Source organism: Pandoraea pnomenusa (genome assembly GCF_000767615.3).
Lineage (GTDB): Bacteria > Pseudomonadota > Gammaproteobacteria > Burkholderiales > Burkholderiaceae > Pandoraea > Pandoraea pnomenusa.
In genome coordinates this window covers 985,419-1,005,316 of sequence record NZ_CP009553.3, presented here as the reverse complement: position 1 = coordinate 1,005,316, position 19,898 = coordinate 985,419, and the positions used below count along the sequence as shown (strand labels likewise).

19 protein-coding genes are annotated in these 19,898 nt (G+C 64.4%); 3 read left to right on the top strand and 16 right to left on the bottom strand.

The genetic code is table 11. From position 1 onward, the window contains the following. Window positions 1-2: 2 nt before the first annotated feature. The 12 genes from LV28_RS28615 to LV28_RS28560 all read right to left on the bottom strand — a co-directional run bounded on the left by LV28_RS28615 (window position 3) and on the right by LV28_RS28560 (window position 10,907). Entirely contained in the window at window positions 3-1,508 is a 1,506-nt protein-coding gene (locus LV28_RS28615; RefSeq protein WP_025250324.1) for a DegQ family serine endoprotease, read from the bottom strand. Between the two features lie 130 nt (window positions 1,509-1,638). Beyond that, the gene (locus tag LV28_RS28610) at window positions 1,639-2,697 is read right to left on the bottom strand and encodes a MucB/RseB C-terminal domain-containing protein (protein ID WP_023594418.1); all 1,059 of its coding nucleotides are present in this window, start codon (window positions 2,695-2,697) and stop codon (window positions 1,639-1,641) included. Next, entirely contained in the window at window positions 2,698-3,381 is a 684-nt protein-coding gene (locus LV28_RS28605; RefSeq protein WP_023594417.1) for a sigma-E factor negative regulatory protein, read from the bottom strand. A 38-nt stretch (window positions 3,382-3,419) separates the two neighbouring features. Further along, window positions 3,420-4,019, bottom strand: coding sequence for an RNA polymerase sigma factor RpoE (gene rpoE / locus LV28_RS28600; protein ID WP_023872206.1), 600 nt, complete (start codon window positions 4,017-4,019; stop codon window positions 3,420-3,422). A gap of 168 nt (window positions 4,020-4,187) precedes the next feature. Further along, on the bottom strand, window positions 4,188-5,426 hold the full coding sequence (gene fabF / locus LV28_RS28595) for a beta-ketoacyl-ACP synthase II (protein ID WP_023872207.1): 1,239 nt from the start codon (window positions 5,424-5,426) through the stop codon (window positions 4,188-4,190). A gap of 142 nt (window positions 5,427-5,568) precedes the next feature. Then, complete coding sequence (gene acpP, locus LV28_RS28590) at window positions 5,569-5,808, bottom strand: acyl carrier protein (protein ID WP_023594414.1); 240 nt, start codon at window positions 5,806-5,808, stop codon at window positions 5,569-5,571. Window positions 5,809-5,944: 136 nt separating this feature from the next. After that, window positions 5,945-6,697 carry a 3-oxoacyl-ACP reductase FabG gene (gene fabG / locus LV28_RS28585; protein ID WP_023594413.1) on the bottom strand — a complete coding sequence of 251 codons (753 nt, stop codon included), beginning with the start codon at window positions 6,695-6,697 and terminating at the stop codon, window positions 5,945-5,947. A 23-nt stretch (window positions 6,698-6,720) separates the two neighbouring features. Then, window positions 6,721-7,650 carry an ACP S-malonyltransferase gene (gene fabD / locus LV28_RS28580; RefSeq protein ID WP_023594412.1) on the bottom strand — a complete coding sequence of 310 codons (930 nt, stop codon included), beginning with the start codon at window positions 7,648-7,650 and terminating at the stop codon, window positions 6,721-6,723. Window positions 7,651-7,798: 148 nt separating this feature from the next. Next, on the bottom strand, window positions 7,799-8,788 hold the full coding sequence (locus tag LV28_RS28575; RefSeq protein WP_023594411.1) for a beta-ketoacyl-ACP synthase III: 990 nt from the start codon (window positions 8,786-8,788) through the stop codon (window positions 7,799-7,801). Window positions 8,789-8,825: 37 nt separating this feature from the next. Then, window positions 8,826-9,878, bottom strand: a complete 1,053-nt coding sequence (gene plsX, locus LV28_RS28570) for a phosphate acyltransferase PlsX (protein ID WP_023594410.1) — start codon at window positions 9,876-9,878, stop codon at window positions 8,826-8,828. A gap of 118 nt (window positions 9,879-9,996) precedes the next feature. Beyond that, on the bottom strand, window positions 9,997-10,176 hold the full coding sequence (gene rpmF, locus LV28_RS28565; RefSeq protein ID WP_023594409.1) for a 50S ribosomal protein L32: 180 nt from the start codon (window positions 10,174-10,176) through the stop codon (window positions 9,997-9,999). A gap of 128 nt (window positions 10,177-10,304) precedes the next feature. Further along, a complete protein-coding gene (locus LV28_RS28560) occupies window positions 10,305-10,907 on the bottom strand; it encodes a YceD family protein (RefSeq protein ID WP_038618666.1) in 603 nt (200 codons plus the stop codon). Window positions 10,908-11,085: 178 nt separating this feature from the next. On the opposite strand from LV28_RS28560, the gene LV28_RS28555 reads away from it, so the two are divergent. Beyond that, the gene (locus LV28_RS28555; protein WP_023594407.1) at window positions 11,086-11,712 is read left to right on the top strand and encodes a Maf-like protein; all 627 of its coding nucleotides are present in this window, start codon (window positions 11,086-11,088) and stop codon (window positions 11,710-11,712) included. Next, complete coding sequence (locus LV28_RS28550; protein ID WP_038618669.1) at window positions 11,709-12,425, top strand: SAM-dependent methyltransferase; 717 nt, start codon at window positions 11,709-11,711, stop codon at window positions 12,423-12,425. The genes LV28_RS28555 and LV28_RS28550 overlap by 4 nt, the downstream gene beginning before the upstream one ends. Before the next feature lie 100 nt (window positions 12,426-12,525). Here the strand turns inward: LV28_RS28550 and LV28_RS28545 are convergent, their stop codons facing one another. The 4 genes from LV28_RS28545 to LV28_RS28530 form a co-directional block, all read right to left on the bottom strand. Further along, complete coding sequence (locus tag LV28_RS28545) at window positions 12,526-13,578, bottom strand: S49 family peptidase (RefSeq protein ID WP_023594405.1); 1,053 nt, start codon at window positions 13,576-13,578, stop codon at window positions 12,526-12,528. Between the two features lie 71 nt (window positions 13,579-13,649). Next, on the bottom strand, window positions 13,650-14,141 hold the full coding sequence (locus tag LV28_RS28540; protein ID WP_024788602.1) for a Rieske (2Fe-2S) protein: 492 nt from the start codon (window positions 14,139-14,141) through the stop codon (window positions 13,650-13,652). A 5-nt stretch (window positions 14,142-14,146) separates the two neighbouring features. Then, entirely contained in the window at window positions 14,147-14,809 is a 663-nt protein-coding gene (locus LV28_RS28535) for an HAD family hydrolase (RefSeq protein ID WP_023594403.1), read from the bottom strand. Beyond that, window positions 14,796-15,800, bottom strand: coding sequence for an RluA family pseudouridine synthase (locus LV28_RS28530; RefSeq protein WP_038618672.1), 1,005 nt, complete (start codon window positions 15,798-15,800; stop codon window positions 14,796-14,798). Before LV28_RS28530 ends, LV28_RS28535 begins: the two co-directional genes overlap by 14 nt. A gap of 619 nt (window positions 15,801-16,419) precedes the next feature. On the opposite strand from LV28_RS28530, the gene LV28_RS28525 reads away from it, so the two are divergent. After that, window positions 16,420-19,779, top strand: a complete 3,360-nt coding sequence (locus tag LV28_RS28525) for an Rne/Rng family ribonuclease (protein ID WP_038618675.1) — start codon at window positions 16,420-16,422, stop codon at window positions 19,777-19,779. Window positions 19,780-19,898: the final 119 nt, after the last annotated feature.

Below are 19,898 nucleotides of genomic sequence, written 5' to 3'. Positions count from 1 at the left end.
GCTTACTTGCCCTGCGCGCGGGGGCGCAACGGCACAAACTGCGTGGCATCGCCGCGGCGCACGAGGATCGGGACGAGACGCTTGGGATCGAGCGCCTTGACCACTTCCTCGAATTGCTTCGCGCTGGTGATGTCCGCATCGCCCACCCGCAGAATGATGTCGCCCTGTTGCAACCCCGCGCGGCCCGCCGGGCCTTCGGCCAGTTCGACGGCCACACCGCCGCGCAGCTTCAGATCCTTCTTCTGCGCGTCGGTGAGATCCGAGACGACCAGGCCCAGCGCGTTGGGATGCGGCGTATCGGCGCTGCCGCCCTGCGCCTTCGACGCCTTCGGCGTGTCGACGTCGGCCTCGGCGATCGTGATACGCAGATCCTGGTTCTTGCCCTTGCGCAGCACCTGCAGCGTGGCGGTCGAGCCCGGCTTCGTCTCGCCGACCATGCGTGGCAGGTCGGTCGCATGATCCACCGGCCGTCCCTCGAACTTCATGATGATGTCGCCCGGCTGCACGCCCGCCTTCTCGGCCGGACTGCCCGGCTCGATGCTGCGCACCAGTGCGCCTTGCGCACGCGGCAGGCCGAGCGAATCGGCGACGTCCTTGCTGACTTCGCTGATCGCCACGCCGATGCGGCCACGCACGACCTTGCCCGTTTTCTTGAGCTGATCAACCACGCGCATGACCTCGTCGATCGGAATCGCGAACGAGATGCCCATGAAGCCGCCGGTCTGGCTGTAAATCATCGAATTGATGCCCACCACCTCGCCGCGCATATTGATGAGCGGACCGCCGGAGTTGCCGGGATTTACCGCAACGTCGGTCTGGATGAACGGCAGGTAATCGCCCGTGTCGCGCCCCTTGGCCGACACGATGCCCGCGGTTACCGTATTTTCGAGGCCGAACGGCGAGCCGATGGCCACCACCCATTCGCCGACGCGCAGCTTGTTCGAATCGCCGACAGGCACGGTCGGCAGGTCCTTCGCCTCGACCTTCACCACGGCAACGTCGGTCCGCTTGTCCGCGCCCACGAGTTTCGCCTTGAACTCGCGCTTGTCGGTGAGGGTGACGTAGATGCTGTCCGCACCGTCCACCACGTGGGCGTTGGTCAGGATATAGCCGTCGCTCGACATGATGAAGCCTGATCCCACGCCGCTGTTCTGCTCTTCGTCCGGCTGTGGCTGGCCACGCTTGGGCGCACCGCCCTTGGGTCCCGGCTGCGGCATGGGTACGCCGAAGAAGCGCCGGAACAGTTCGGCCATGTCGTCGTCCATGCCAGGCGGCAAGCCTCGCTGGGACCGACTTACGCGCTCGGTCGTGCGGATGTTCACCACGGCCGGGCCGACGCGATCGACGAGCTGGGTGAAATCGGGAAGATTGGTGACAAGCGGGGGGTTCGACGCTGTCGATCCGCTGCCCGGCGCCGAGGCCGGAGCGGCGAATGCGGCGGGAACTCCCGCCAATTGCGCGGCGATGGCGCCGCCAAGGATGACACGAAGCAGGAGAGTCTTCTTCATTGGAAGATCGTAGTGCGCGAAAGTCTCGGAATTCCTGAGAGCCGTCCGGCGCCTGACACGGCATTGCGTCTCTTGTGCGCCTCGCTGCCCGGACCGCGCCGTTACCGGCGACGGCCCACCCGACAACCGGTCACTTCGCCGGCTGTTTGTACTCGATGCTGGAGGCGAACTGCTGCAGCGTGGCCTGCGGCACTTCGCCGAGCAAGGTCAGCCAGAAATCGCCGTGGCGCTTGATGAGAATGTTCGTCGCACCGGCGCTGCCGTGACCTTCCTTGCGCTCGCGCGTGGCCGGCTCGATGAACACCGAAAGTCCGGCCATGCCGTCGGAATATACCACCTGCTGCACTTCCAACGGCTTCCCGTCGGCCGTCGAACGCATCGTACGGCGCACTTCACGAACGGCCTTGAAACCCGGCACCTTCTTCGGCGCATCGATGGTCCACCCGGCATCGGACAGACGCATGGGCACGATCTGTGGCTTCACGACATGCCAGCCATGCGTGGCCTGAATCGCATGAACGATGCGCGTACGTTCGCTCGGCACGCCGATGGCGATCTGCGAGAACGCCGCCTGCTCGAGCAGGTGCCCGTCGGCATCGATCGTCTGGGCGCGCAGCAACAGACCGGTGTTGCGGTCGGCCCACAAACGGTAGCCGAAACGGTATTCGTCCTTCGGCGTGAGCTCGATCACCATGCAGTCGAAACCCGCCATCCGTTCGTTCGGCAGCAGCTTCGGAGCGTAATAGTCGAGTACGTCGCGATTGGGCGTTGCGAGCAACGCGGGGAACGAGTCCTTGCTCTCGCGCTTTTCCTGGAAGACGGTCTTCTGCTCGGGAATGAGCGTATAGACGTCCTCGTTCTGACGAAGAATGCGGCGCTGACGACCGTCGAGGGTTTCAAGCTCTTCGTACTCGTTGCCCTTATCAGCGAAGTGGCTGATCTTCGACGAACGCATGGTCGAACCACGCTGATAGACGAAGGTGCCGATGTAGTTCTGCGTCTGTGCCGCACGGTGGATCTTGTTGAGCCACGCCGCGACTTCGCGTCGCTCGACGAGCGGATCGGCGGACGGCGCGGACGCCTGGGCCCACGCCTGCGATTGCAGCGTGGTTGCCAGCAGGAACGCGAACAGTAAGAAAGTGCGCCCGATGGGCGCACGCGGCAAGGATTCGGTACTCAGGCGCTGCATTTATTCGTCCGCTTGCGCCGAGGCTCGCATGTAAGGAGAAACGCTCTGGCCGATGGGGGCCGGCGCGTATTGCTGGTGTGCGGCCAGATATTGGTCCAGGCGCGCATCGCGCAGCACGATCACGTCGTTCGTGGCCGCGTTGGCCGCCACGGCGGCCTGGGGCTGCTGGGCAAGCGCCACACGCGTGACGTTGGCCCCGGCTGGCGCCGGTGCCGCGGTCTGGGCCAGCACCTGCGGCTGAGCCCCGCCCGCCGGATGATCCTGCAGACGCGGCACCACCACCCACGACAACGCAGCCACGGCAGCGGCGGCGGCAGCCGTCGGCAACACGCGGCGCACGCGCAGGAAAGGATTGATGCGCGTCACGCGCGATCCCGAAGCCTTCACCGCCTGGGCGGCACCGGCCTGAGCGTCGGCCAGGGCGGCCGGCGCGAGCAGGTGGGGCTCGGCTTCGAGGCGTGCCGCGAAGGCCGCCATGAAGGCCGACTCCGAACGCGGCAGCGTCAGTTCATCGGAACGCAGCGCGTCGCCGATCAGATGGTAGTCGCCCCAGAGCGGACGGCCAGAGGTGTCGGCCTCGTCCAGCAGGGCAGCCAGTTCGTCCGGATCGAATTCCCCGTCCACCAACGCGGAAATCCGCTCGGCTTGCAGCCCCCGCTGCGTTTGCACCGTCGCTGATCCCATGATATCCCCCAACGAAATTAACTTTCCCGGCGGCGCGCTCACCAGCGCTTGCCGTCAGGCGTGTCCAGCAGCGGCCGCAGCCGGCTGGCAATCGCTTCACGCGCCCGGAAAATTCGCGAACGGACCGTTCCGATCGGGCACCCCATGGCTTCGGCGATCTCTTCGTAGCTCAACCCCTCGATTTCCCGCAGGGTGATGGCCGTTCGAAGTTCATCGGGCAAAGCCTCCATCGCCAGATTGACCGTTTGAGCAATCTGCTTGCTCATGAGCATCGACTCAGGCGTGTTGATATCCCTTAGTTGATCGGCCTCGGCAAAAGTTTCCGCTTCTTCAGCGTTCGCTTCAGTCGAGGTCGGGGCACGGCGCCCTTGCGTTGCCAGGTGGTTCTTCGCCGTGTTGACAGCAATACGATACAACCAGGTATAGAACGCCGACTCGCCGCGAAACTGCGGCAAGGCACGGTAGGCTTTGATGAAAGCCTCCTGCGTCACATCCTCGACCTCGGCGGCGTCGCGCACGAGCCGCGATACGAGGCGGATGATCTTGCGGTGATATTTCGCGACCAACAGCTCGAAGGCGGCTTTGTCGCCCTTTTGCACGCGCTCGACGAGCGCCTGGTCGATTTCTCGTTCACTCACCTGATATGGATCCGTATTTTCTCTGGCTGCCGGACCCGGTCGGGCCCGATGGCGCCACGCCGGCGCCTGGCCGCCGTGGCTGGAAGTGTCTTGAACGCCGCACGCCCGGGCACACTCACCGGAGCGTGGGTCAGCGGGACGGGACGCCGGCAAGGCGTCCCGCGAACATCAGACGCGCTGGAAGACCAGCGTGCCGTTAGTCCCGCCAAATCCGAAAGAGTTCTTCAATGCGACGTCAATTTTCATGTCGCGGGCCACGTTTGCGCAGTAGTCCAGGTCGCAAGCAGGGTCCTGATTGAAGATGTTGATCGTCGGCGGCGACTTCTGGTGATGCACGGCCAACACGGTGAACACCGACTCCAGGCCGCCCGCGCCACCCAACAGGTGGCCCGTCATCGACTTGGTCGAGTTCACCACGACCTGCTTCGCCGCGTCACCCATCAGGCGCTTGATCGCAACCGTCTCGGCGATGTCGCCCAGCGGGGTCGACGTGCCGTGGGCATTCACGTAATTCACGGTGTCGGCGTTCAGGCCGGCGTCGCGCAGGGCGTTCTTCATGGAGCGCAGCGCGCCGTCACCGTCTTCGCAAGGTGCCGTCATGTGATACGCGTCGGCACTCATGCCGAAACCCGTGAGTTCGGCGTAGATCTTCGCGCCGCGCGCCTTGGCGTGTTCGTACTCTTCGACCATCATCACGCCGGCGCCTTCGCCCAGCACGAAGCCGTCGCGATCCTTGTCCCACGGACGGCTGGCCGTTGCCGGGTCGTCATTGCGGGTCGACAGCGCCGTCATGGCGGCGAAACCGCCGATGCCCAACGGCGAAACGGTCGATTCCGCGCCGCCGGCGAGCACAGCGTCGGCATCGCCGTACTGGATCATGCGCGCGGCCTGGCCGATACAGTGCAGGCCGGTCGTGCACGCCGTGACGATCGCCAGGTTCGGGCCCTTCAACCCGTACCTGATCGACAGGTGGCCCGAAATCATGTTGATGATCGAGCCCGGCACGAAGAAGGGGGAGATCTTGCGCGGACCGCCATTGAGCAGGTCGGTCTGCGTGTCTTCGATCATCGGCAGGCCGCCAATGCCCGAGCCGACCAGCACGCCAATGCGCTCTGCGTTCTCTGCGGTGACCTGCAGGCCGCTATCCTCAAACGCCTGAATACCGGCGGCGAGACCGAAATGGATAAACGTATCCATACGGCGCGCTTCCTTGGGCGACAGGTATTTATCGGTATCGAAGTTTTTGACTTCGCCTGCGAAGCGCACCTTGTGCGCGCTCGCATCGAACTTCGTGATGTTGGCGATGCCCGAACGGCCCGCGACCAGATTTTCCCAACCCTCGGCAACGGTGTTGCCGACCGGCGAGATCAGGCCCAGACCGGTAATGACGACGCGACGACGACTCACGATACTCCCCTTCTTCTGCTGGGTCATACAAAACAAAAGCCACAGAGGCAGCAGGGTTCGACCCCGCGCTCCCTGCGGCTCACAGGCATGCCTGGCGCCAGGAACCGGTCGGCACCCCGGCCAGCCAGGCGAACCATGATGATTACTTGGCCGAGTTAGCCGTCACGTAATCGATAGCCTGTTGCACGGTGGTGATCTTCTCGGCTTCTTCGTCCGGAATTTCCGTTTCGAATTCTTCTTCGAGGGCCATCACCAGCTCAACCGTGTCGAGCGAATCGGCGCCAAGATCGGTCACAAAGTTCGAATCGTTCTTGACGTCGGCTTCCGCCACGCCAAGTTGTTCCGCGACGATCTTCTTGACGCGTTCTTCAAAGTTAGCCATGCAAACCCTCCGGGGTAGTTAGTTCAGACAAGTGCGCGCATTTTAACAGGTTTGCCAAGCAAAGTTAGCCTGCGCCAAATAATGTTCAACGTCGCGCAAATTAATCGATTTCTCCAGTAAATTGCGCGATTTTCATTCAACTCATGAACATGCCGCCGTTCACGTGGAGCGTCGTGCCGGTGATGTAGCCGGCTTGCGGCGACGCGAGAAACGCGACGGCATTGGCAATGTCCTCGGGCGCACCGAGGCGCCCCAGCGGAATACGCGCCTTGAGCGCTTCCTGCTGGGCTTCGGGCAACGCCTTCGTCATGTCGGTATCGATGAATCCCGGCGCGACGCAGTTGACGGTGATGTTCCGGCTGCCAATCTCTGCGGCCAAGGAACGTGCCATGCCGGCCACGCCGGCCTTGGCGGCAGCGTAGTTCGCCTGTCCGGGGTTGCCGGCCGAACCCACCACCGACGTCACGTTGATGATGCGGCCGTTACGCGCCTTCATCATCGGCTTGATCACCGCGCGCGACAAACGGAAGATCGCCTTGAGATTGGTGTCGATGACGTCGTCCCACTCGTCGTCCTTCATCCGCATGGCGAGATTATCTCGCGTGATGCCGGCGTTATTGACGAGGATGTCGAGTTTGCCGTACTGCTTCAGGATGTCGTCGAGGGCGGCGGAAACACCGTCGGCGTCGGTCACATTCAGGACGATGCCCTTGCCGCCGGCCAGACCGGCTTCGGCGAAGTAGGCGTCGATGCCTTGCGCACCGGCTTCGCTCGTGGCGGTGCCGATGACCGTGGCTCCCTGACGGGCCAGTTCCAGGGCGATCGCGCGACCGATGCCGCGCGAGGCGCCGGTCACCAGTGCCACGTGGTTGTCGAGTTGCTTGCTCATGAGAGAATTTCCCTGCCTGTTGCTTACGAGAGTTGGGCGCGCACGTCGGCGAGCGACGCCGGGTCCGTGATCGCCAACCCCGTGAGATTGCCGTCGATACGCTTGGTCAGACCGGTCAGCACCTTGCCCGGGCCGCACTCGATCACTTGCGTCACGCCTTGCGATGCGAGCCATTTCACCGACTCGACCCACCGCACGGGTGCTGCGGCCTGGCGCACCAAGGCGTCCTTGATGCGGGCCACGTCCGTCTCGACCGCAACGTCGACATTGTTGACCAGCGGGATTTGCGGCGCATTGAACGTCACGTTTGCCAGATATTCGCGCAGGCGGTCCGACGCCGGCTTGAGCAGCGACGAATGGAACGGCGCGGAGACCGGCAGCACCAGCGCGCGCTTGGCGCCGGCGGCCTTGGCCAGCTCGCAAGCCTTCTCCACGCCCGCCTTGGCGCCCGCGATCACGACTTGCGCCGGTGCGTTGAAGTTGACGGCTTCGACCACGCCAGCAGCCGACGCCTCGGCGCAGACCTGACGCACCGTGTCATCGTCGAGGCCAAGAATGGCGGCCATGCCACCCTGGCCGACCGGCACGGCTTCCTGCATGGCTTGCGCACGGAAGCGAACGAGCGGCACGGCGTCCTTGAACGCGATCACGCCCGCAGCGACCAGTGCCGAATACTCACCCAGGCTATGGCCTGCGACGAATGCCGGCGTGGCGCCGCCCTCGGCCAGCCATGCGCGGTACATCGCGTAAGCGGCGGTGAGCATGACCGGCTGGGTGTTGGTGGTGAGGTTGAGTTCCTCGGCGGGACCGGCGGCGATCAGTTTGGCCATATCCAGTCCGAGGGCATCCGAGGCTTCGGCAACGGTCTCGCGCACGACCGCGTTATCCGCGAATGCATCGAGCATGCCCACCGATTGGGACCCTTGTCCCGGGAAAACGAAAGCGAATGTCATAGCGCCTGGTTTTGCAGTCAGATTCAGAAATAAGGCAGCGTCCTGTCGTGCGCCAAAATGAAGACGACGAGACAGGAAGCGGCACGATCACACTTGGCGCGCACTTCCGTGCGCCCGCGTCGGTCACCGCGCCGCAGCGCCGGGGCAATTACATGCGGAACAGTACCGCGCCCCACGTGAAGCCACCGCCAACGCCTTCGATCATGACGTTCTGGCCCGGCTTGATGCGCCCATCGCGCACGGCCACGTCGAGGGCCAACGGAATCGAAGCGGCAGATGTGTTGCCATGCTGGTCGACGGTCACGACCATCTTCTCGTCCGGCAGGCCCAGCTTGCGTGCCGTGCTCGACATGATGCGCAGGTTGGCCTGGTGCGGAATCAGCCAGTCGAGCGCCGACGGCGCCATCCCGGCCTTTTCGAGGGCCTCGTGGGCCACTTTGTCCAGTACCTTGACGGCAAGCTTGAACACCGCCTGGCCGTCCATGTGAAGGAATGCCGCGCCCTGCACGGCACCGGCGTTCACGTTGCCCGGCACGCACAGGATGTTCGAATGGCTACCGTCCGCGTGCAGCGCGCTCGACAGGATGCCCGGCTCGCTCGATGCCTGAAGCACCACGGCACCCGCACCGTCGCCGAACAGCACGCACGTCGTGCGGTCATTGAAATCGAGGATTCGGGAAAACGCCTCGGCGCCGATCACCAGCGCGTTCCGATACGTACCGGAGCGGATGAAGTTGTCGGCCGTGGCCATCGCGTAAGCGAAACCCGAGCATACCGCCTGGATGTCGAATGCCGCGCAGCCGTTGGTCACGCCAAGCTTGCTCTGCACGAGACATGCAGTGCTCGGGAACACGAAGTCGGGCGTCGACGTAGCCACCATGATCAGGTCGATCTGATCGGGGCTGAGTCCGGCCATGTCGAGTGCGTGCTTTGCCGCCTCCACCGCCATGTCGCTGGTCGTCTGGTCGGGCGCGGCGAAATGGCGGGCCTTGATACCGGTACGCGCGACGATCCACTCGTCGCTCGTCTCGACGCCGCGGGCCGCAAGCTCGTCGGCCAACTGCTGATTGGTCACGCGTCGTGCCGGCAGGTAGCTGCCGGTACCGACGACACGGGAATAAATCGCGGACTGGGTCATCTTATGATCGATTAGCGCGCCGGGGGAGCCGCCGGCTTCAAAGCGCCGGAATGGCGCTCACCGGCTTGTTGTCCTGGAGCTGGGTCTGGTTCTCTTGCATGGCGTGCGACAAACGGTCGAGCACGCCATTGCGAACTGCATCATAGCCGCGTTTGATAGCCCATTCAAACGAGTAGGCATCGGCGGAACCGTGACTCTTGATGACGAGCGCACGCAATCCGAGCAACGCCGCACCGTTGTAACGGCGATGATCGACGCGGTTCTTGAAGCGGGTAAGAATCGGCAGCGCAACGACAGCGATCACTTTGGTCCACCACGTGCGGGTGAATTCCTCGCGGATCATGTCGCCGAGCATCTGGGCCAGGCCTTCGGAGGTCTTGAGTGCAACGTTGCCCACGAACCCGTCGCACACCACGATGTCCGTCGTGCCGCGATAGATGTCGTTGCCTTCCACGTTGCCGTAGAAATTCAGCGTGGAGCCACGCAGCAGCTCGCCGGCCTGCTTGATGACGTCGTTGCCCTTGATGACTTCCTCGCCGATGTTGAGCAAACCGATCGACGGGCGGTCCTTGCCGTCGACGGCCGCGACGAGCGCATGGCCCATTTCGGCGAATTGCAGCAAGTGCGTCGGCTCGCAATCCACGTTGGCGCCCAGATCGAGCATCGTGGTGTAGCCGCCCTTCTGGTTCGGCAACACCGTGGCGATCGCGGGCCGCTCGATCCCGGGCAAGGTCTTGAGCACGTAGCGCGAGACGGCCATCAGCGCACCGGTATTGCCGGCGGACACGCAAGCCTGCGCGCGCGCTTCCTTGACCAGATTGAGCGCCACGCGCATCGAGGAGTCTTTCTTCCTGCGCAGGGCGGTCTCGACGGAGTCGTCCATGGCGACGACTTCGGTCGCATTGACCACGGACAGGCGTGGGTGATCCGTCACGCGCAGCTTCGCGAGCTGCGCGTTGATGATCTCCTGCTGTCCGACCAGCACAAGTTCGACATCGTCGGTGGATTGCACGAAGCGAACCGCGGCCGGCACCGTCACCGATGGGCCGTGATCTCCGCCCATACAATCGATCGTCAGGGTGACTGTCATGTCGACGTGATTGGCTTGCGGTACAGGTAACAAAAAAAGCGGCAGGATGAGTGCCGCTTTTGCCACATCAAACGATCAAACAGCGCCATGATGGGCGCGTATCGCCTGGAGGGCCGAGTTAGTCGTTCTTGGTCTTGATGACCTTGCGACCACGGTAGAAACCGTTCGGCGAGATGTGGTGACGCAGGTGCGTCTCACCCGACGTCGGCTCGACGGCGGTCGACGGTGCGGTCAGGAAATCGTGCGAACGGTGCATGCCGCGCTTCGACGGCGACTTCTTGTTCTGTTGAACGGCCATGATAACTCCTCAAAATATCGCGAAATTTTAACACAGTTCGAGCGCCGCCCTACGGTGTCGGCCTGTCGGCCCGACCTGTGCGACTAACGCAAACATGTACTTTGGTGAGCCGGAAACCCGGCCGCACATTACTTTCCGTCCTTGTCCGGCGAGCGCTTGAGCGCTGCCAGCGCCGCGAACGGAGACGGCTTATCCTCTTCTTCGGGCGGGGGCGGCGGCTCCGCCAACCCGTCGTCGCCCGTGGCCAGGCTTTCGTGCACAGTCGGACAAACCTCATGCTTCGGCACGATTGGCAAAGCCAACAGCAATTCTTCCTCGATCAGCTCGCGCAGATCGAAATGCCGGGAGCCGACCAGCGCCTCGAGTTCGTCTTCATCGAGGGGGCGCGCTTCCGCGGCCGCTTCGTCGCGCACGATCTCGAAGGTCGTCTCCGAGTCGAGCAGCTCCTGGTACGGCGTCAGGCAGCGCTGGCATTCGAGCCACATCGGTCCGCTGACCGACAGCGTCAGAAACTGCGCCACCGTGGGCTTGCCATCCGCCCGCAACATCGGCTTCTCGACGCCTTCGGCGCGCCAGTGGAAAACGCCCTGCGCACGCCCGGACGCCGAGACTTCGGCAGGCACTTCGGTTACCATGCGCGGCAATGCCGCAAGTTGCACGTCACCTTCCGCCACCCGGCCGGTACGCGCGAATTCGAACAGATCGACGATGTATTCGCTCATCACGCTCATCCTTGCCCTGGCGCATCCGAACGCGTCTTTCATGCCCCGTACCACTCGCAGCGCCTTGATTCGACACCACTTCCAGGCATTCGAACAGGGATCGCGCGGGCTGGCGGGACCGAGCGCCAGATTGCAAAAGCCGTGAATTCTAAATAGTTTTTCGTTTCTCGTCAAACACTTAAACCCGATGACCGCACAGCCCCATCCACCGCTGATCCTGGCCTCCGGATCGCGCTATCGCCGTGAACTGCTCGAGCGCCTGCGCCTGCCGTTCTCGGTCGACGTCCCGGACATCGACGAAACGCCCGCCCCGGGCGAAACGCCGCGCGATACGTCGCTGCGCCTGGCCCGCGAGAAGGCCGTCGCCGTGGCCGCGCGGCGCCCCGGCGCCGTCATCATCGGCTCGGACCAGGTCGCCACCTTCGAAGGCCGCCAGATCGGCAAACCCGGCAACTTCGAGAACGCCATGGCACAGCTACGTGACATGCGCGGCAAGATGGTCGAATTCCACTCCGCCCTTTGCGTCTATGACGCACGCAACGGCGAGACCCAGGCCACAGACGTCGTGACACGGGTGAAGTTCCGCGACCTGCCTGACACCGTGCTGGCCGCGTATCTCCACGCGGAGACCCCCTACGATTGCGCCGGCAGCGCCAAGTCCGAGGGACTCGGCATCATGCTGCTCGAGTCGATCGAGAATGACGACCCGACCGCGCTGATCGGCCTGCCACTCATTGCGCTGACGTCGATGCTCATGCGCGCGGGAATCGCGCTCCCGGGCGCAGCCCCAGCCCTTGCGGGGAGCGCGGCATGAGCGGCACGCTGTATCTGATTCCCAACACACTCGGGACCAACACGCGCGGTGGCCTGCCGGCGGTACTCCCGGAAGAAGTGCGAGCGGTCACGGCACATCTGAAGTACTTCGTCGGCGAACAGGCCAAGAGCACGCGCGCATTCCTGAAGCTGGTGGGGGTGAGCACACCGATCCAGGAAATCGATATCCGCGAACTGAATGTCAACACGCCGGCCGCTGCCGTCGATGCCCTTCTCGCCCCCATTCTCGCCGGCGCGGACGGCGGCCTCGTATCCGAAGCCGGATGCCCGGCCGTCGCCGACCCGGGCGCATTGCTGGTTCGACGCGCCCATGAAAAAGGCGTGCGCGTCGTGCCGTTCGTCGGCCCGAGCTCGATTCTTCTGGCGCTGATGGCCAGCGGCCTGAACGGCCAGAGTTTCGCCTTCCACGGTTACCTGCCGACCGACGCCGGCGAGCGCGCCAGGCGGCTGCGCGAACTCGAGCAACGTTCGCGCAAGGAAAAGCAAACGCAGATCTTCATTGAGACACCCTACCGCAACAAGGCCATGCTCGACGCCCTGCTGCAGCATTGCGACGCGACCACCCTGCTCTGCGTTGCGGTCGATGTCACGCAAGAGGCCGAGCAGATCGTGACGCACCAGGTCAAGGGCTGGCCTCACGCGAGCGTCGAGCTCCACAAACGTCCCGCGATTTTCCTGTTCCTCAGCCAGTAACCTCCGAAAGGTCGAAAATCCCGGCATTCGCGACAGCAACGAAAAACCCCACGGAAATCGGAATCTCCGTGGGGTTTTGTGCTCTTTGCGTACGGACGGATTACTTCATCGACAACGCAGAGCCCATCATCATCGTCTTCATCGCCGCCGCGCCGACCGCCGCGCCGAAGCGACGCGCCACACGCTCAGGCAGATTCTCCTTGACGGTGTAGTCGACGAGATCCGGCGCCTTGAGCACGTCGCGCGCGACCGAATCGACCGTGCCCAGTCCGTCCGCGAGCCCCAGCTCGATCGAGCGCTGCCCTGTCCAGAACAGGCCGCTGAACAGGTCCGGATCGTCTTTCAGGCGGTTGCCGCGCCCTTTCTTGACCGCCCCGATGAACTGCTGATGGACTTGCTCGAGCATATCGAGCGCATACGTCTTCTGCTGGTCGGTTTGCGGCGAGAACGGGTCAAGAAATCCCTTGTTGCGGCCGGCGGTCAGCAAACGCCGCTCGATACCGAGCTTGTCCATCAGACCGGTAAAACCGAAGCCGTCCATCAACACGCCGATGGAGCCGACGATGCTCGCCTTGTCGACGTAGATCTTGTCGGCCGCCGCCGCGACGTAATACCCGCCCGAGGCGCAGATTTCCTCGACGACGACATAAAGCGGCTTCTTCGGATATTTCGCCCGCAAACGCGCGATGTCGTCGTAGATCATGCCAGCCTGCACCGGGCTGCCACCCGGGCTGTTGATGCGCAGGATCACGCCGGCGGCCGAGCTGTCCTCGAAGGCGGACTCCAGCGCCGAATTGATCTTCTGCGCGCTCGCCTGCGAGTCGGGCGCAATTTCGCCACTGAGCGTGACGAGCGCGGTGTGCTTGCCGGATGTCGCGCCAACGGTCGTCGAACCGCCGTCAAAGTCGGAGATCGACCAGACAACCAAGGCGACGATCGCGAGCACCAGCAGCCGGAAGAAAATCTTCCACCTGCGAGCGGCGCGCTGCTCGCGGATACCGGCCATCAGCACCTTTTCCAGCATCTCGCGCTCCCACGGCTTCACTTCCTGGGGGTCGCGGCCAGTGCCGCCAGCTCCGGCGGCCGGGCGGGCACCCGGCGCGGCAAAGCCGGGTTCGGAGCGGGATGAGTCGGGCGGCAAAGTGTCGGCCATACGTTATCCAGAGAGCGTGGGAGAAATAGATGAAAGTGGCAAGGCGTCCCCGATTCCCGCTTCCCGCGCGATCAGTTCAGCGCGGTGTCGGGCGCCTCGATATAGGCATCGGGCCACCAGACGACGGTCGTCCCGGACGGCGCGGCGACGCCCGCGGCAGTCGATGCATCAGACGCGCCAGAGGTGTCGGGTGCGGTCGGTGCGCTGTTCGCGCCGCTCGGGCATTCCGCGTCTGCCCGCCGCTCTTCGACGCGCACGGGGTGCAACGCCCCACCCTGACACGGGCCACCCACGCAGTGTCCGGTGTCGGGCTCGTACACGGCGCCATGCGTCGCGCACATCAAGTATAAGCCGGACGTCTCGAAAAACTGGCCTTCCGACCAGTCCAGCTCCATGGGGACGTGCGCGCACTGGTTGAGATAACCATAAACGCGCCCTTCGTAGCGAATCACGAACGCCGGTGTGCGGCGGCCGGCGACGCACACCTCGAAGCGCACACCGCGCCCGCCGTCCTCGAGCGCGTCACCTCGACAGATCGGCAGTGGCCCCGCGGGCGGCGGCAGGTCCGTCACACGCGCTCCAACAGCCAATCGCGCAACTCGGTCACGCTGCCGGCACAGTACGCCGGTTCGAGCGCCACCAGTTGTTCGCGCGGATGTGCACCACCATAGGCCACCGCCACGCCCGCCGTGCCGGCGCTGCGCGCCATCTGCAGATCGTGCGTGGTATCGCCGATCATGACCGTGCGACGCAGGTCCTGACCGAGCTCGCGCGTGAGTTCCTGCAGCATGGCCGGGTGCGGCTTCGAAAATGTCTCGTCGGCACAACGGGTTGCATCGAACATGCGCATCAGACCGGCAGATTCGAGCGCGCGATTGAGCCCCACACGCGATTTGCCCGTCGCCACCGCCAGAAAGCGTCCCCGCGAACGCAGTTCCTCGAGCAGTTCGCGAACACCCGTGAACAACACGGTTTCCTTGTCACCTATCAAATAATGAAAGCGATAGCGCTCAGACAGACGCGGGTAATGCGCGGGATCGAGTGACGGCACCGCCATCTGGAGCGCATCGCGCAAGCCGAGGCCAATCACATGGTTGGCCACCTCGTCGGACGGCACGGGCAACCCCAGATCGCGGCAGGCGGCCTGGATGCAGCGGGTAATGGTGGGCGTTGAGTCCATCAACGTCCCATCCCAGTCGAACACGACCAGGTCGAATTCAGAGCTTGGCATCGGCGGAAGCGCCTCGAAGTTGATTCAGGAATTGCTCACATTCTGGCGGCAACGCGGCTTCCAGTGCAATCGGCGTATCAAGCACCGGATGGGTGAATTTCAATCGCCATGCATGCAAAAACATCCGCTTGATGCCGGGCCGGCTCCCCGGGCGCGCCAGCGTCTTGTTCAGCGTGAAGTCGCCATATTTGTCGTCCCCGACAATGGGCGTGCCGCAATGCGCGAGGTGAACGCGAATCTGATGGGTGCGTCCCGTTTTCAGTTCCGCTTCGAGCAACGTGTATGGCGGCAGGGATTCCATCATGCGAAATACCGTATGGGACGCCTGGCCATCTTCCTGCACCCGGACACGACGCTCCCCTTCCGCCGTCACATATTTATATAGCGGCGCCTTGACCGCACGTTGCCGATCGCGCCATTCGCCGGTCACGCACGCCAGATAACGCTTGTCCATCCGGTTGTGGCGGATCTGCTCGTGCATGCCGACCAGTGCCGCGCGCTTTTTCGCCAGCAGCAGAATGCCGGATGTCTCGCGATCCAGACGATGCACCAACTCGAGGAATTTCAGATGCGGCAGGGCACGACGCAGTTGCTCGATCACGCCGAACGAGACGCCGCTGCCGCCGTGCACGGCCACGCCGGCGGGCTTGTCGATCGCCAGCAGGTAGTCGTCTTCGAACAACACGGGGAACGTGGCGGCCGGTACGTGGACGGCCGCGTCGGCGGCCGGCGTGGCGACCCTGACCGGCGGAATCCGCACGATATCGCCAAGGACGAGTCGATAGGCGGCGTCTACCCGCCCCTTGTTGACGCGGACTTCCCCGCTACGCAGGATGCGGTAGACGTGGCTTTTCGGGACTCCTTTGCACTCGCGCAAGAGGAAATTATCGATACGCTGCCCGGCCGAGCCGTCGTCGACTTCGACGAGGCGGACCTGCGGTGCGGACGCCGGCGAAACCATTTTCTGCCGACTTTTGCCTAACTCATTCATTATGAATATAATTTGCCCAACAGGGGTGGTGGTAGCGGGAATCATGCCAAATCCCCACGTCTGTCGGTGCATACCCCAAAACGGTATTTTACTTGCACCCCGGACCGGCTGCTCGTTCGGTGAACCTGGAGCAGCGAGCGCACGCACGTCACGCAGCGTCGGCAGGAAGTGGGCCCATAGGCCGCTTCGGTCGCAGCGCGCGGGACGCGGATAGAGTTGGTGGTTATAGAATTTTTTGGCGATCAGACCGGGCTCCATTGTCAGGGCTGATCGCTTTGTGAATATCGTTCGCGCAATAGTCGAAGTGAGGCGCCGTCACAAGAAGAATAAGTGTCGGCAGGCGCCCCGAGAAAACGTTGATGAAGTTTCTCGTCCAGTTTCTCTTGGTATGGACTGCAAGCCCGAAGTGACTCGCGCCGGGCCGGAATTTTCCGGTGCCTGGGCGGATCCGGGTGAGCGCGAAAACGTATTCCTGGCGCCATAGCGTCCGTCGGCCTCATCGCCCGGACCCCCCGGCAATTCTTCCACTCCCGGCTCGAACCTCGCGTGTTGGATAACTCGAGTGATACGTGCCCGACGCACTGCACATTGGCATCTGCGGCGGGTGGGAGTCGTTTTCATGAAACGCATGTTGTTCAACGCCACGCAGCAGGAAGAACTGCGCGTGGCAATCGTCGATGGGCAGAAACTCATCGACATCGATATCGAGACGGCCGGACGCGAACAGCGTAAAGGCAATATCTACAAGGGCATCATCACCCGTATCGAACCCTCCCTCGAAGCCTGCTTCGTCAACTACGGCGAAGGTCGCCACGGCTTCCTTCCGTTCAAGGAAGTGGCTCGCGCATACTTCCGCGACGGTGCCGATGTGCGCAATGCGCGCATTCAGGACGCCCTCTCCGAAGGTCAGGAGCTCATCGTTCAGGTCGAAAAGGAAGAGCGCGGCAACAAGGGCGCAGCCCTGACCACGTTCATCTCGCTGGCCGGCCGCTACCTCGTGCTGATGCCGAACAACCCGCGCGGCGGTGGCGTATCGCGCCGCATCGAGGGCGAAGACCGTCAGGAACTGCGCGAGACGATGGGCCAGCTCGAGTTGCCGGAAGGCATGAGCATCATCGCCCGCACCGCAGGCATCGGCCGCTCGGCCGAAGAACTGCAGTGGGATCTGAACTACCTGCTGCAACTCTGGAACGCCATCGAAGGCGCCGCCAAGAATATCGAGCTGCCGCGCGACTCGGCGCTGATCTATCTCGAATCGAGCCTGGTCATCCGCGCCATCCGCGACTACTTCCAGCCGGACATCGGTGAAATCCTCATCGATACCGAAGAAATCTCCGAACAGGCGCGCAATTTCATGCAGGTGGTCATGCCCGATCACCTCAATCGCGTGAAACAGTACCGCGACGACGTGCCGCTGTTCTCGCGCTTCCAGATCGAACACCAGATCGAGACGGCATACTCGCGTCAGGTGCCGTTGCCCTCGGGCGGCGCCATCGTGATCGACCACACCGAAGCCCTGGTTTCGATCGACGTGAACTCTGCGCGAGCCACCAAGGGCGCCGACATCGAGGAAACGGCCCTGCGCACCAATCTGGAAGCGGCCGACGAAGTCGCGCGCCAGTTGCGCCTGCGCGATCTTGGCGGCCTGATCGTGATCGACTTCATCGACATGGAGTCGGCCAAGAGCCAGCGTGAAGTCGAACAACGTGTGAAGGATGCGCTCAAGCACGACCGTGCGCGCGTCCAGATGGGCAAGATCTCGCGTTTCGGCCTGATGGAGCTCTCGCGCCAGCGCCTGCGTCCGTCGCTGTCCGAAGGCACGCACGTGACCTGCCCGCGCTGCAACGGCACCGGCCATATCCGCGACGCCGAATCGTCGGCGCTTCAGGTCCTGCGCATCATCCAGGAAGAAGCGATGAAAGAGCACACGGCAGCCATCCACTGCCAGGTGCCGGTCGAGGTCGCCGCATTCCTGCTCAATGAAAAGCGTCAGGAAATCAACAAGATCGAAGCACGCTTCAAGGTCGGCGTGCTGCTGATCCCGAACAAGCATCTCGAAACGCCGCACTACAAGCTCGAACGCCTGCGCTTCGACGATCCGCGTCTGGACGCCCCGAAGGCCAGCTACTCGCTCGCCGAGGAAGCGGCCCGTTCGCTGGAAGACGATCCGGCCGGCTACAGCAAGAAGAAGGAAGACGTGCGCCCGCGTCAGGAAGCCGCCGTCAAGGGCATTACGCCCGAGCAACCGGCACCGACGGCACAGCCGCGTCCGGAGCCGGTTGCTGCGGCTACGCCCGCCGCCGCTCCCGCCCGCAGCGGTGGTTTCATCGGTTTTGTGAAGCGCCTGCTGGGCCTCGAGCCCGCCGCGGCACCCGCACCGGCCGCGGCTGAAGCGCCGGCCAAGCCGGCAGCCCGTGCACCGCGCGAGCGCCATGAGCGCCCGCATCAACAGAACCGAAACCGCCGTGGCAACGCTCGCGACGACAAGGCAGGCAAGGACAACGCCGGCCAGCCGGCACGTGAGGGTCGCGAAGGACGTGAAGCTCGCGAGGGTCGTGGCGAGGGTCGTGGCGAGGGTCGTGGCACCCGTCCGGAGCGTGGCGAGCGCGCCGACCGCAATGAGCGCAACGAACGTAACGAGCGCGCGGAACGTGGCGAGCGTGGTGATCGTCAGGAGGGCCGTGACAAGCGTGAGCGCGACGACGCTCAACGTCAGCCGGCTCAGGACGTCCGCGCCGATGAGGCCCGCGAGCCGCGCGAAGGCCGTGAGCGCGGTAGCCGCCGCGACCGCAACGAGCGCCGCGAGCGCCGCCAAACCGAAGGTGCGGAAGACCAGCAGGTCGCACCGCAACGCGCCGTCGTCGCCGCAGCAGCAGCGCCGGTCGTCGCCGATCAGGACGCGCTCGAACAGGATCACCTGACCGCACAGGTCGAAGGCGCGCCGGTCAACACCGAGGAAGGCGAGCAAGCGGGTGAAGAACGCCGCCGCAGCCGTCGCCGTGGTCGCCGTGGCGGCCGCCGCGAGCGCGAAGCCGGCGAGCAGCAACTGAGCGCCGACGGCGAGCACGCAGAGGGCGCAACGTCCGAAACCGTGGAAAGCGCCGCCGCAAGCACCCCGCTGCCGACGCACGAAGGCGTGGAAAACGCGGCTGGCGAAGCGCTGGAGCGCGCCGAGCAAGCTCCGGTCGCCCCCGCCGCGATGGCACCCCGTACCGAACCGACGCCCGCCCCGGCCCACGCCGAGCGCGCTGAAGTCCCGGCAGCCCCGGCAGCCCCGGTTGCAACGCTGACCGAAGCCGCGCCGGTGGCCGTGCCCGCAGTGCAGGCGCCGGTGATCTCGGAGCCGGTCGCACCGGTGAACGTGACGCCGCTGCCGGTCGAGCAGGTTGCCACCGCGCCGGTCGTACCGCCGGTCAGCGCGCCGCTGCCCGTGGTGACGCCGGCGCCGGCCCAAGCCGAAGTCCCCGCACAGGCCTTGACGGAAATCGCGGCGACCGCGGCGACCGCCAGCGCCCCGTCGGCCAGTCCGGCCACGGAAGTGGCAGAGGTCGCCGGAAGCGCGGCGGAACCCGTGCAGGCCCAGGTCGAGACGGAGGCGCCCCAAGCTGCCCACGCCGCCAAGGTGGTCGAAACCGACAAGGTGGTGGAAGCCGTGGAAGCGCCCGCCGCGGCCGCAACGGTTCAGGCCGTGTCGGCAGCACCGGAAGCGGCCGCCGCCGCGACCGAAGTCGTCACACAACGCGCCGCTCCGGTGGCCGCGGCACCGACGCTCAAGCACAGCGAGCTGGAATCCACGCTTGCGAGCGTGGGCCTCGTCTGGGTGCATACGGACGCCGACAAGCACCGTGCGGCGCAGGAAGCCGCGGCGCAGGTCGTCCCGGCCCCGCACGTGCAGCGTGAGCGCCGCGCGCCGGCACCGCTCAATAGCGGCCCGATGGAGCAAGTGGAAACGCGCGGCACGTCGCATCACGTGGTCTGAGGCCGATCGCATGACGCTCGGGCGGTGATGCCGTCCGGACGTCGAGCGACACGCCCCACCACCCCACGCGTGACGCCAGAAAAGGAGGCTTCGGCCTCCTTTTTTTGTTGATGGTGGCG

Excerpts from the sequence above, each read along its gene's own strand:
- fabD (WP_023594412.1), bottom strand. The coding sequence starts at position 7,650 with ATGACATTCGCTTTCGTTTTCCCGGGACAAGGGTCCCAATCGGTGGGC.
- LV28_RS28550 (WP_038618669.1), top strand. The coding sequence starts at position 11,709 with ATGAGCGGCACGCTGTATCTGATTCCCAACACACTCGGGACCAACACG.
- LV28_RS28530 (WP_038618672.1), bottom strand. The coding sequence starts at position 15,800 with ATGAATGAGTTAGGCAAAAGTCGGCAGAAAATGGTTTCGCCGGCGTCC.
- LV28_RS28525 (WP_038618675.1), top strand. The coding sequence starts at position 16,420 with ATGAAACGCATGTTGTTCAACGCCACGCAGCAGGAAGAACTGCGCGTG.
- LV28_RS28615 (WP_025250324.1), bottom strand. The coding sequence starts at position 1,508 with ATGAAGAAGACTCTCCTGCTTCGTGTCATCCTTGGCGGCGCCATCGCC.
- LV28_RS28535 (WP_023594403.1), bottom strand. The coding sequence starts at position 14,809 with ATGCCAAGCTCTGAATTCGACCTGGTCGTGTTCGACTGGGATGGGACG.
- fabG (WP_023594413.1), bottom strand. The coding sequence starts at position 6,697 with ATGAGCAAGCAACTCGACAACCACGTGGCACTGGTGACCGGCGCCTCG.
- acpP (WP_023594414.1), bottom strand. The coding sequence starts at position 5,808 with ATGGCTAACTTTGAAGAACGCGTCAAGAAGATCGTCGCGGAACAACTT.
- rpmF (WP_023594409.1), bottom strand. The coding sequence starts at position 10,176 with ATGGCCGTTCAACAGAACAAGAAGTCGCCGTCGAAGCGCGGCATGCAC.
- LV28_RS28605 (WP_023594417.1), bottom strand. The coding sequence starts at position 3,381 with ATGGGATCAGCGACGGTGCAAACGCAGCGGGGGCTGCAAGCCGAGCGG.
- LV28_RS28610 (WP_023594418.1), bottom strand. The coding sequence starts at position 2,697 with ATGCAGCGCCTGAGTACCGAATCCTTGCCGCGTGCGCCCATCGGGCGC.
- LV28_RS28555 (WP_023594407.1), top strand. The coding sequence starts at position 11,086 with ATGACCGCACAGCCCCATCCACCGCTGATCCTGGCCTCCGGATCGCGC.
- LV28_RS28545 (WP_023594405.1), bottom strand. The coding sequence starts at position 13,578 with ATGGCCGACACTTTGCCGCCCGACTCATCCCGCTCCGAACCCGGCTTT.
- LV28_RS28560 (WP_038618666.1), bottom strand. The coding sequence starts at position 10,907 with ATGAGCGTGATGAGCGAATACATCGTCGATCTGTTCGAATTCGCGCGT.
- plsX (WP_023594410.1), bottom strand. The coding sequence starts at position 9,878 with ATGACAGTCACCCTGACGATCGATTGTATGGGCGGAGATCACGGCCCA.
- LV28_RS28575 (WP_023594411.1), bottom strand. The coding sequence starts at position 8,788 with ATGACCCAGTCCGCGATTTATTCCCGTGTCGTCGGTACCGGCAGCTAC.